Source organism: Kluyvera georgiana ATCC 51603, assembly GCF_001654985.1.
Lineage (GTDB): Bacteria > Pseudomonadota > Gammaproteobacteria > Enterobacterales > Enterobacteriaceae > Kluyvera > Kluyvera georgiana.
Genome location: NZ_LXEU01000078.1, coordinates 170865 through 182648, shown reverse-complemented (window position 1 = coordinate 182648; position 11784 = coordinate 170865). Strand labels below are relative to the sequence as shown.

Genomic DNA, 11784 nt, shown 5'->3' with positions numbered 1-11784 from the left:
CCCCAATGGGGAGAGGGATTGTGCGGTTTATCGGTTAGTTACAGGTTTGCAAGGGCCTTGCTTTCTCCCTCTCCCTTCCAGGGAGAGGGCCGGGTGAGGGTTTAGCGGCTGCTTTGCAAAAACTGCCGCACACGCTCCGATTTTGGCTGAGTAAAGAAAACTTCCGGCGGCGCCTTCTCAATCAATATCCCCTTCTCCAGAAATACCACTTCATTCGATACCTGACGCGCAAACTCCATTTCATGCGTCACCACCACCATGGTGTAGCCTTCCGCCGCCAGCGACTTCATGACGCTGAGTACTTCGTTAACACGCTCCGGATCCAGCGCTGAAGTGGGTTCATCAAACAGCAGTACCTCCGGCGACATCGCCAGAGAACGGGCGATGGCCACACGCTGCTTTTGCCCACCGGAGAGCGTGATGGGGTAGGCATCCGCCTTATGCTCCATTCCTACCTTTTTAAGCTGCTGCTCGGCAATCGCGCGCGCTTCCTCGCGCCTCATCCCCTTCACGTGCAGCAGCGCCTCCATCACGTTTTGTTGCACGGTGAGATGCGGCCACAGGTTGAAGCTCTGGAAGACCATCCCGACCCGCTCGCGAATCTTCGACAGATCGCGGTGCGACATCGCTTTCCCGGTCTGGTCGTTCACGCCGATGCGCTGGCCACCGATATGAATTTCACCGCGGTCCGGCTGTTCCAGCCAGTTCATGCAGCGCAGTAGCGTGGATTTACCCGAACCGGACGAACCGAGAATACTGACTACCGTCCCCTTTTCCACCGTCAGATTGATGTCGCGCAGCACCTCCACGTTATCAAACTGCTTGGAGACATTTTTGACGCTGACCGCCGTGGTATCAGACATGGCTCATTCCTCTTTTTGCGCTATAAACAGTCAACCGTTTCACCAGCAGCTCCAGCACGATACTGATGGCCCAATACAGCGCAATGGCCACAATAAAGGCATTAAACGGAATAAAATAGGTCGCCTGCACGCTATTCGCGGCAGCGGTAATCTCCTGAACGGTAATAATGCTGAGAAACGCGGTATCTTTCAGACAAATAATGAGCTGGTTACCCAGAAGCGGCAGTGCGGAAGAGAAAATATTGGGCATCACAATACGGCGAAAGATGGTGTAGCGAGAGAAACCTTGCACCACTGCGGCTTCAATATAGCCATGGGAAAATACCCGCCTCTGGCTACGCAGAATCTCAAAGAAATAAGCGCCGTGATAGATAATCAATGCCACCAACCCTGCCGTCCAGGCGTCAAGACTCAACCCCAGCTCCGGTAATCCGTAGTACAGCAAATAGGCCAGAATCAGGAATGGAATCGCCCTCATCAGGTTTACAAAGCCCATAATAACGTTGTTCAGTACCCGCTTCTGGTATTCCGTGACGTAGCACAGGACGGTACCAATCAATAATCCGCAGACGGCGGCGATAATAAACAGCTGCAGTGTTGCCAGTAGCCCGGTAATAAACTTGTCGTGCTCGGCCCAGATAATTGCCCATTGATTCATCAGTCCTCCCGGGCTTAGCGCGCCAGTCGTTTTGCTTTACGTTCCGCCAGGCTCTGGAGCTTCAGCAGCAGGCCAATAATCACCACATACAGCAGCCCGGCGGCCAGAATGGGGGAAAGCGGTTCATAGGTAACGGAGGCGATACGGTTAGTGACGCGGGTGAGATCGACTACGCCAATCACCGCGATCGCCGGGCTGCCTTTGATTAAAAAAGACATTTCGTTGACCAGCGCAGGCAGGCTCTCCAGCCACATCTGCGGCAGCATGATGTAGCGAAAATAGGCCCAGCGGCGCATGCCGACCGACTCCGCCGCTTCCCGCTGTTCGCGCGGGAAGGTGCGAAAAGCGTTACGCCAGATTTCCGCGTTAAACGCCGAGGTGTTCAGCGTCAGCGCGACGATGGCGGCAACCGTTTTATCAAGGTTAATCCCAACGGTGGGCAGTGATAAAAACAGAAACAGCACCAGCGTCACCAGCGGCGTCGCCCGCGCCAGGCTGATGTAGATGACCAGTATCTGGTCAATGACCGGGATTTTCATCATGCGCACAAAGGCAATCACCAGCCCAATCGCCACGCCAAAGGCGATGGCGATGGCGGAAATCCAGAGGGTCGTCCATGCGCCTTCAATCAATAACTGCCATGCTATTGCATCCATGGTGCCCTCCTGAAGTGAATCGGGTGTCGCTCCCGGCATTGCGCGGCTTAGCCGGGTGGCGATTTACTGTCCGGCAAGTTTGTGGAACTGAGCGGCGCTGGTAATCGGTTCGGTCGGCAAATCATCGTAGGTTTCGCCAAACCATTTTTTCTGCAGTTCGGCCAGCTTGCCGGTCTCACGCATATGATTGATAAATTTGGTCATATAGGCCAAAAGCTCCGGCGAGTTTTTCGGAATGGGCCACGCCATATAACCCGGGCCGGAGACCGCCAGTCCCTTAGCAAACACTTTAGGTTTGGCTTTCACCAGGTCATTGACGGAAATCACCACGTTAATCACGTAATCGAGACGCTTATTGGCTAAATCGGCGTACGCTTCCGGGTAAGACGGATATTCCACCACCGGCCCGAGTTTGCCGCCGCTTTTCTCAATCATCGCCTTCAGTTCCGGTAAACGCGCTAATAACGCGCTGCCTGCCTGGAGGCCCACTTTTTTACCGCTCAGATCGGCAATGGTATTTAATGAATTATCACCCGCACGCTTAACAAAATAGTGTTGCGCGGAGGCCCACGGCGGCGTGAAATTAAATACGTTGAGGCGTTCATCGGTGACCACCGCGCCGGTTAACGCCATATCGTATTGCCCGGTAGAAACCGCCGCTAATAACCCGGTCCACGGTAAAATACTTTGCGTAACGTTAAATTTGGCGTATTCACGCAGCGCCGCCAGCATATCTTTATTAAATCCATCGGCATTGCCGTTATTCATAAAGTTAAACGGTGCGTAGTCATCCTCGGTCGCCACTTTTAACGTACCGGATTTTTCAATTTCCGGTAAATCGGCGGCGGCCACCTGCAAAGAAAAGGTCATCGCCATCATGGCGGCCAGATAATACGAACCCATCGTTTTTTTCATCGATTGACCCCTACTCAAATATGCCAGATGCGTTTATTCCGGCGTTGCAAGATGTGTGCCGACAGCGGCATTTTCAGACGCTGGCTGACGACGTTTTTACTGTAAGGAGACTTTTTGCATTCTGAATAGAGCCAGTTTTCGCGTGCGCTTGTGGCAGACGATTTCAGGCTGGTACAGAAATTGCTGCGCTGGAGGAAAGCGAACAATCGGGAGGGTAGCGCATGATTCGGCACTTATTGCATGTGGATTTTGAGGCGCATCGCGGGTTGCAGGAACAGGTTCGCGAGTCGCTGGTTAACGCCATTCTCGGCGGCATTTTTGCCGCCGACACGCCCCTGCCCTCGTGTCGACAGCTGGCCCAACAGCTACAGGTTTCCCGTAACACCACCGCGCTGGTGTTCGAAAGCCTGGTCAACGAGGGCTACCTGATAAGCCGCCCGCGCAGCGGCTATTACCTTCACCCGGACTACCATACGCCGCGCCTTTCCGCACCGACGCCTGCACTCTGCACCGCCGACAATGCACCATTATGGGGCAAACGGCTGAATATCACCCCCAGTCAGCAGGAATCGATCCTTAAACCCGCCGGCTGGATGCACTACCGTTATCCGTTTATCTACGGCCAGCCGGACACCCGCCAGTTTCCGCTCGCCAGCTGGCGTTCAGCGGCCAACTGGCTGCACGGCGGCATGCGCGACCCGGCGTGGGTGGTGGACCATATCGACCAGGACGTACCGATGCTGATTGAGCAAATTCGCACCCGCGTGCTGCCCAAGCGCGGCATCGTTGCCGCACCGGATGAAATACTGATCACCCTCGGCTCACAGAACGCGCTGTACCTGCTCACCCGGCTGCTGATGTCGCGCCAGACTCGCGTCGGCGTCGAGAATCCCGGTTTTCGCGAAGCGATTAACACCTTTTTACTCGGCGAAAGCCAGATTGTCCCGCACGCCGTCGATGCCGAAGGTATCGTGCTGACCGACACGCCGTGCGACTACTACTACGTCACGCCAGGACATCAGGTGCCAACCGGCGTCACCATGAGCAAGGCGCGGCGCAGCCAGCTACTGGCGCACGCGACGCAGCACGACGCGGTGATTATTGAAGATGATTATGATTCAGAGAGTAACTTCCAGGCCAACCCGCTGCCGGCGCTGAAGGCCAGCGATCGCAGCGGGCGAGTCATTTACGTCAGCAGCCTGTCGAAGGCGCTGTCGCCGGGGCTGCGATTAGGTTTTATGGTCGCCGATCCGGATCTGATTGATGAGGCCCGCGCCTTGCGCCGGCTGGTGTATCGCCATCCGCCCACCAACATTCAGTATCAGATGGCGCATTTTCTTGCCCAGGGTCATTACGAAACGCATCTGCGGCGCTATCGCGATGACTCCGCGCGGCGTTGGGACATGCTCAATACGGCGCTATCAACCCTGCTTCCGGAATGCCGGCCGCTGCCCGGCAGTGAACATGCCAACGCCTTCTGGCTGCGCACGCCCGGCAATATCAGCACCCAGCAGTTGACCTGGCGTGCCGCGCATACTGGCGTATTGATTGAACCCGGCGCGCGCCATTTTCTCGACGCCGCGCCGCCGGATAACTTCTTCCGCATGGGATTTCACGCCATCACCCCCGACGCCATTGCGCCGGGGGTGGATGTGCTGCGCAGCCAACTGGCGCAGATGGGCTAGTCCGCCCGGCGATGCGCCCACTCGCGCAAGCGCTGGAACAGCACGTACAGCGATGGGATAAACAGAATGCCGATAACCGTCGCCACCAGCATGCCGCTGAACACCGTGGTGCCGATGATCCGTCGGCTCTGCGCCCCTGCACCGGTGGAAAACATCATCGGCATGATGCCGATAATAAACGACACCGCCGTCATCATCACCGCGCGGAAGCGGCGGGTTGCCCCCTCTCGGGCCGCCGCGACGATCGATAAACCGGACTGCCGCCGCTCGCGGGCAAATTCGACGATCAGTATCGCGTTCTTCGCCGCGAGGGCGATTAAGAGTACCAGCCCAATCTGCACGTACACATCGTTGGCGTAACCAGCGACCCAGAGCCACAGCAGCGCGCCGCCGATGGCAAACAGTACCGACAGCATCACGCTCGCCGGTAGCGTCCAGCTCTCGTACTGCGCCACAAGGAACAGCCACGCCATCGCCACCGCTGCCAGCACAATCCAGATGGCCTGGTTTCCGGTCTGCTGCTCCTGCCACGACAGGCCGCTCCAGGCGTAGTCATATCCCTCCGGCAGATGCATCGCCAGCAGCGTTTCCATTTCGCTCATCGCCGTGCGGCTGCTGACGCCTTCCGCCGCCGAACCGCTCACCGATACCGATGGGAACTGGTTAAACTGCTGGATAAACGGCGCTCCTACGGTCGGCGTGATGGTCACGAGGTTACTCAGGCGTACCCGCTCGCCGTGGTTGCTGCGGACAAACAGCTCGCTAATTTGCTCGGCGCGCTCGCGCCACTGCATCTCGTTTTGCAGCACCACGTGGTAAACGCGGTTGTTAATGCTGAAATCTCCGGCTCGCGTGCCGCCGAACGCGGTTTGCAGACTGTTAAAAATACGCGAGACCGGCACATCAAGACGCGCGGCCTGGTCACGGTCAACGGTTAATGTCAGCTGCGGGACGTTACTACTCCAGGTGGTGAATACGCGACTCAGCTGCGGATGCTGATTCGCCTTCATCAGGATCTGACGCGTCACCTGCTCCAGCTCGGCGGGCGTTTGCCCGCCCTGAGCCAGAATACGCAGGTCGAAGCCCGCGGCGCTGCCGAGGCCCGGCAGCGTAGGCGGCGCAAACAGCATAATATTGGCTTCCGGCAGCGCATGAAGCTGGCGCTGAAGTTCGCCCATTACCGTATCCAGCGGTGCGCGCTGCGACCAGTCTTTGAGCATCAGCGAGATAAACCCGCCGTTCGAGGCGCTGGTGCCGCTGAGAATGCTAAAGCCGGAAACCTGAATCACATCCTCTACCGCCGGATGCGTCCCCAGCAACGCGCGAGCCTGCGCCATCACCGCTTCGGTTCGCTCCAGCGAGGCCGACTCCGGCAGCTGCACGTTGGCGAAGACATAACCCTGATCTTCCTGCGGCAGAAAGCCCTTCGGCATGGTGGAGAAGCTCAACGCCACCAGCAGCGCCGCGGTTAGTGTGGCCCCCACCGCTACCAGCGGGCGACGGTTCATCCATGCCACCAGGCGACCGTAGCCATCGCGGGTGGTGTTCAGCCCCAGGTTAAACCACTGGAATAAGCGGACGGGCTGCTTCAGACGCGGGCGCAGCAATAGCGCGCACAGCGCGGGCGTCAGGGTGAGCGCAACAATGCTTGACAAGGTAACCGCCGTGGAGAGCGTGACCGCAAACTGACGATACAATTCACCGACAATTCCCGGCAGCATCGCCACCGGGACAAATACGGCCAGCAGCACCAGCGTGGTGGCGATGACCGGCCCGGCAATCTGTCGCAGCGCCAGCGCGGTCGCCTCTTTACGCCCCAGCCCTTCGGCCATATGTCCTTCCACGCTTTCCACCACGACGATGGCATCATCAACCACCATGGTCAGCGCCAGAATAATGGCAAACAGGCTCAGGGTGTTGGCGCTGTAGCCTAGCAGGTAAAGCACCGCGAAGGTGCCAATCAGCGAAACGGGGATCGCCAGCGCGACAATGAGCGTCGCACGCAGGCTTTGCAGAAACAGCGAAACCACCGCGACGACCGCCAGCAGCGTCAGCGCCAGCGACGTACCAATCTCTTTGATGGTCGCGGCGACAAACCGGGTGGTATCAAACTTCACCTCCCATTTCAGGTCCGCCGGGAAGCGGTTTTGCAGACGCGTTAATTCGCTACGCACCACGTTTGCCACCTGTAATGCATTGGCGGTTGGTGTCGGGTAAATCCCCATATAGGCCGAGTCCACGCCGTTAAGCTGTGCGCTGGAGCTGTAGCTACGGGCGCCAAGCTCAATGTTGGCCACGTCCGCAAGGCGCACCAGTTGCCCCTGCTCGCCGCTGCGCACCACAATGTTGCGGAACTCATCGGCATCGCTCAGTCGACCCAGACCGTTGATGGTCAGCGTTTGCTGCTGGCCGTTAAACACCGGCGGAGTACCAATCTGCCCGGCCGCCCCCTGCACATGCTGCTCGTTCAGCGCCTGAGCGATATCTTCGCTGGTGATGTTCAGCGCGTTCATGCGATCCGGCCGCAGCCAGATTCGCATGCTGTAGTCGCGCGCGCCGAACATCTGTACCTGGCCGACGCCGGGCAGACGCGCCAGCGCTTCACGCACCTGGGTGCTGGCGTAGTTGCTGATTTGCAGCGGCGACAGGGTCGCCTCCGGCGAATAGAGGCTCACCCCCATCAGCAGGTTACTGGCGCGCTTGCGCACCTGTACACCATTCTGCTGCGCTTCCGTCGGCAGCTGCGCCACCGCCTGTGCAACGCGGTTTTGTACATCAATGGCCGCCATATCGGGGTCGGTGCCCGCGGCAAAGGTCAGGTTCAGGCTATAGCCGCCGTCATCAGCGCTGGTCGACTCCATATAGAGCATATGATCAACGCCGTTGAGCTGTGTCTCCAGCGGCGCGGCGATGGCCTCCGCTACATCCTGCGCGCTGGCGCCCGGCCAGCTGGCGCTGACGTTCACCACGGGCGGCGTGATTTGCGGGTACTGCTCCACCGGAATGAGCTTCAGCGCGACCGCACCCACAAAGACCATCAGCAGTGCAATCACCATCGCGAAACGCGGGCGACGGATAAAAAACGTCAGCATCCTGTTCTCCTTAATTCAACGGCTGTACGGCCGCGCCGTCCGTCAGACGCTGCGCGCCATCGGTGACCACGCGCTCGCCAGGGTTAAGCCCCTTCGCCACGGCGAAGGACTGCCCCTGCTGGCCGCCCAACTCCAGACGGCGCTGCCCGGCAGTATTCTCTGCCGTCAGCACCCAGCTGAAATAGCCGTTGGCATCCTGCTGTACCGCCGCCGCAGGGATCATCACGCTCTCGCTCTGCGTCTGCGGCCGCAGGATCACGGTGACGTTGCCGCCGGGCAGCAACCGATGTTGCGGGTTGGCAAATTCGGCGCGTACCGCCACGCTGGCGGTGCGGGCGTCAATACGGTTATCCACCGAAGTCAGCACGCCATCCTCGCGTTTGTCGTCGAGGGTAATCTGCGCTAGCCACGCGGCCTTCAACGCGCGGATATCCGCATGCTGCCCGGCTTTGCTGTAAAACGCCGCTTCGTCGAGCGCAAAACTGACCCGGATAGGATCGAGCTGAGCAATATCCACCAGCACGCCGCTGGCGGCGTTCACCAGCGTGCCAACGTGAAAAGCGCTGTGGCCGACGCGGCCGCTGATTGGCGAAGTAATGCGGGTGTAATCGAGCGTAATTTGCTGCGCCGTCACTCGCGCCTTCGCCTGTTCTACGGCGGCGGCGGCGACGTCACGCTGCATCTGCGCGGTGTCGACATCGTTACGGCTGATGGAGTGGTTAGTTTTGAGGCTCTGATAGCGTGTCAAAAGCTGCTGCGCCTGACGCAACGAGGCCTGCGCGCTTTTCAGCTCCGCCTGCGCCAGCGCCAGCGCGGCGCGCGGCTGGGCGTCATCAAGCGTGAACAGCAGGTCGCCTTGCTTAACGTCCTGTCCGTTCTGGAAGTGGCGCTGTACGATGGTGCCTTCGGTACGGGCGCGAATTTCAACGGCGTGAATAGCCTCAACGCGGCCCGGCAGCTGGCGCTCAACCGCATGCGGCGCGCGTTCAACGGTGGCAACACGTACCGGCACCGAAGCAAACGCCAGCGTGCAGCTGGCAAGCCCGCAGGCCAACAAGGCGAGGCGGAAAGTGTTTTTCATGTCGGGGATCCTTGCGTGGCAAGCGCCCCTCTCCGGCCGGAGAGGGGCTAAGTCATCACGACTACGTGGTCTTGCGGAAACGGCGGGTCAGACGCTTTTCACCTTCCACCACCAGGAACATCGCGGCGCCAATGGCCAGGGTGATGCCCCAGTAGCGCAGCGGCAGCGCTTCGGTGCCGAACAGCGTCTGCATCAGCGGCAGGTAGATAATCGCCAGCTGTAGCAGAAGCAACACGCCGGTCACCAGCCAGATGCCTTTGTTCTTCAGCAGCCCGCGGTTCAGGGAGAAACCATTGCTGCGGCAGTTAATCATGTAGACCCACTGCGCGGTCACCAGCATCTGCAGCAGCACGGTGCGGATAAACTCTGCGCTGTGGCCTCGCGGCGCCAGCCATGCCTCAAGAATGAAGGCGGCGATGGCAATCATCAAGCCGACGAAGGCGACGCGCCAAACGGCAAACGCGTCCATCACATGCTGACCGGTTTTACGCGGCGGGCGGTTCATCACGTTACGCTCGGCGGCTTCAAACGCGAGGCCGAAGGAGAGCGTGGCGGAAGTCGCCATGTTCATCCACAAAATCAACACCGGCGTCAGCGGAATCATATTCCCCGCCAGCAGCGCGATAATAATCAGCAGCCCCTGCGCCAGGTTGGTTGGCATGATGAACAGAATCGTTTTCTTCAGGTTGTCGTAAACGCGACGCCCCTCTTTGACCGAACTGGCGATGGTGGCAAAGTTGTCATCGGTCAGCACCATGTCGGCGGCTTCTTTGGTCACTTCGGTCCCTTTGATACCCATGGCGATACCAACATCCGCCTGACGCAGCGCCGGAGCGTCGTTGACGCCGTCGCCGGTCATCCCGACAATCTCACCGCTTTCCTGCAACGCTTTAACCAGACGCAGCTTATGCTCCGGGCTGGTGCGGGCGAAAATGTCGTATTCGACCGCTGCTTTCGCCAGTTCGGCGTCATCCATATGCTCCAGCTGGTAGCCGGTCATCGCTTCGCTGCTGTTGCGGATCCCCAGCATCTGGCCAATGCTCATGGCCGTTTGTGGGTGATCGCCGGTGATCATCTTCACGCGGATCCCCGCGTTCTGGCAGGTGTGGATCGCATCCACCGCCTCCGGGCGCGGCGGGTCCATCATCCCGGCAATACCGAGGAATACCAGGCCGTTCTGCAGGTCGCTGTGGTCGAGCGTTTTCTGCCCAACGTTAGCGGGCTTGGTTGCCGCCGCCACCATACGCAGACCCTGGCTGGCAAAACGCGCCATTTCTGCTTCCCAGTAGCTACGCTCGAACGGCTCCACGCCGCGCGCGGTCTGCTGCTGCTGACACAGGACAAAGAGGACGTCCGGCGCACCGGTTACCATTACAATCTCTTCGTCCGCCAGCTGGAAGTGGGTCGCCATGTACTTGTACTGCGAGTCAAACGGGATCTTGGCGATCAGCTGCGTGCGCACCGGCTCCAGGCTGACTTTCGCCGCCAGCACCTTCAGCGCGCCTTCGGTCGGACCGCCGGTAATGCCCCAGTGGCCCAGCGCGTCTTTCACCAGCTGGCTATCGTTACACAGATCGATAGTTCGCAGGTACTTTTCCAGCACGGTGCGCGGCTGCACTTTCACCGGCTCGTTGCTGCCTTCAAGGTAGATATTACCGTGAGGCTCGTAGCTGTCGCCGTCGACGCGGTAGCAGCTGTCGGCGGTAATCACCGCCTTCACGGTCATTTCATTCATGGTCAGGGTGCCGGTTTTATCCGAGCAGACCACGGTCATTGCTCCCAGCGTTTCCACGGTAGGCAGCTTGCGGATAATCGCCCGCTTGCGCGCCATCGCCTGGACGCCCAGAGACAAAATAATCGAGATAATCGCCGGCAGGCCTTCCGGAACGGCGGCGACCGCGAGGCTAATCAACGACAGCAGCAGCTCGCCCAGCGGAATATCGCGCAGCAGCATGCTAAAGACAAACAGCGCGACCATCATGGCCAGGATGATGGCGAAAATGGCTTTGCCCAGCTTGTCCATCTGCACCAGCAGCGGCGTGCGGTGTTTTTCAATCCCCGCCATCATCAGGTTGATGTGGCCGAGTTCAGTCTCCTGACCGGTGCCCACCACCACGCCAGTCCCGCCCCCCGCGCTCACGGTGGTGCCGGAGAACACCATGTTGGTACGGTCGCCCAGCGGCAATTCGCCGTGCAGCACGTCGGTGTGCTTATCCACCACGGTAGACTCGCCGGTCAGGATGGCCTCTTCGACGCGCAGGTTATGCGCTTCAATCAGACGCATGTCCGCCGGAATACGGTCGCCCGCGCGCAGCACCACGATATCGCCCGGCACCAGTTCGGTGGTGGCGACCGTTTTATAGCTACCGTCGCGAATGACCTGCGCGTCGCTGGAGAGCATATTGCGAATGCTTTTCAGCGACTTTTCTGCATTACTTTCCTGAATGTGACCAATCAGAGCATTGATCACCGTGACGCCGAGAATAACAAAAGTATCGACCCAGTGGCCCATCACGGCAGTCAGCGCCGCCGCAGCCAGCAGGACGTAGATCAGGACATCGTTAAAGTGGGCGAGGAAGCGTAGCCACGCAGGCTTGCCTTTTTTCTCCGGCAGCGCATTCGGGCCATAGGTGTTCAGGCGCTCTGCCGCATCCGCCACGCTCAGACCTTCAGACTGACTGTTGAGCTGGGACAACACGCGCTCGGTAGACTGCTGGTAGGCGTGCTCTTGCGGGTCGTAACCCGCGTGCGGCACATTTTTAGGGTTCATCATTTTCGACACGATAAATTTTCCTTTTAAATTCCTGCAAACGGAAAGCCTGAAATCATTTCTG

Annotated in this window: 8 protein-coding genes; 1 reads left to right on the top strand and 7 read right to left on the bottom strand. The window is 59.2% G+C overall.

Going from position 1 to position 11784, the window contains the following annotated elements; translation table 11 throughout:
* Window positions 1–101 precede the first annotated feature (101 nt).
* The 4 genes from M989_RS19760 to M989_RS19745 all read right to left on the bottom strand — a co-directional run bounded on the left by M989_RS19760 (window position 102) and on the right by M989_RS19745 (window position 3092).
* Window positions 102–863 carry an amino acid ABC transporter ATP-binding protein gene (locus tag M989_RS19760; RefSeq protein WP_064548119.1) on the bottom strand — a complete coding sequence of 254 codons (762 nt, stop codon included), beginning with the start codon at window positions 861–863 and terminating at the stop codon, window positions 102–104.
* Entirely contained in the window at window positions 856–1521 is a 666-nt protein-coding gene (locus tag M989_RS19755) for an amino acid ABC transporter permease (RefSeq protein WP_064548117.1), read from the bottom strand. Before M989_RS19755 ends, M989_RS19760 begins: the two co-directional genes overlap by 8 nt.
* A gap of 14 nt (window positions 1522–1535) precedes the next feature.
* The gene (locus M989_RS19750) at window positions 1536–2177 is read right to left on the bottom strand and encodes an amino acid ABC transporter permease (RefSeq protein WP_064548115.1); all 642 of its coding nucleotides are present in this window, start codon (window positions 2175–2177) and stop codon (window positions 1536–1538) included.
* A 63-nt stretch (window positions 2178–2240) separates the two neighbouring features.
* Window positions 2241–3092 (bottom strand): transporter substrate-binding domain-containing protein, encoded by an 852-nt coding sequence (locus tag M989_RS19745; protein WP_064548113.1) that lies wholly within the window; start codon window positions 3090–3092, stop codon window positions 2241–2243.
* A gap of 221 nt (window positions 3093–3313) precedes the next feature.
* Between M989_RS19745 and pdxR the strand changes: the two genes are divergently transcribed.
* Complete coding sequence (pdxR, locus tag M989_RS19735; RefSeq protein ID WP_064548109.1) at window positions 3314–4777, top strand: MocR-like pyridoxine biosynthesis transcription factor PdxR; 1464 nt, start codon at window positions 3314–3316, stop codon at window positions 4775–4777.
* Here the strand turns inward: pdxR and M989_RS19730 are convergent.
* The 3 genes from M989_RS19730 to M989_RS19720 all read right to left on the bottom strand — a co-directional run bounded on the left by M989_RS19730 (window position 4774) and on the right by M989_RS19720 (window position 11732).
* On the bottom strand, window positions 4774–7869 hold the full coding sequence (locus tag M989_RS19730; protein ID WP_064548107.1) for an efflux RND transporter permease subunit: 3096 nt from the start codon (window positions 7867–7869) through the stop codon (window positions 4774–4776). The genes pdxR and M989_RS19730 overlap by 4 nt on opposite strands.
* 10 nt (window positions 7870–7879) lie before the next feature.
* Window positions 7880–8950: an efflux RND transporter periplasmic adaptor subunit gene (locus M989_RS19725; protein WP_064548105.1), complete on the bottom strand. Its 1071-nt coding sequence runs from the start codon at window positions 8948–8950 to the stop codon at window positions 7880–7882.
* A gap of 61 nt (window positions 8951–9011) precedes the next feature.
* On the bottom strand, window positions 9012–11732 hold the full coding sequence (locus M989_RS19720; protein ID WP_064548104.1) for a cation-transporting P-type ATPase: 2721 nt from the start codon (window positions 11730–11732) through the stop codon (window positions 9012–9014).
* Window positions 11733–11784: the final 52 nt, after the last annotated feature.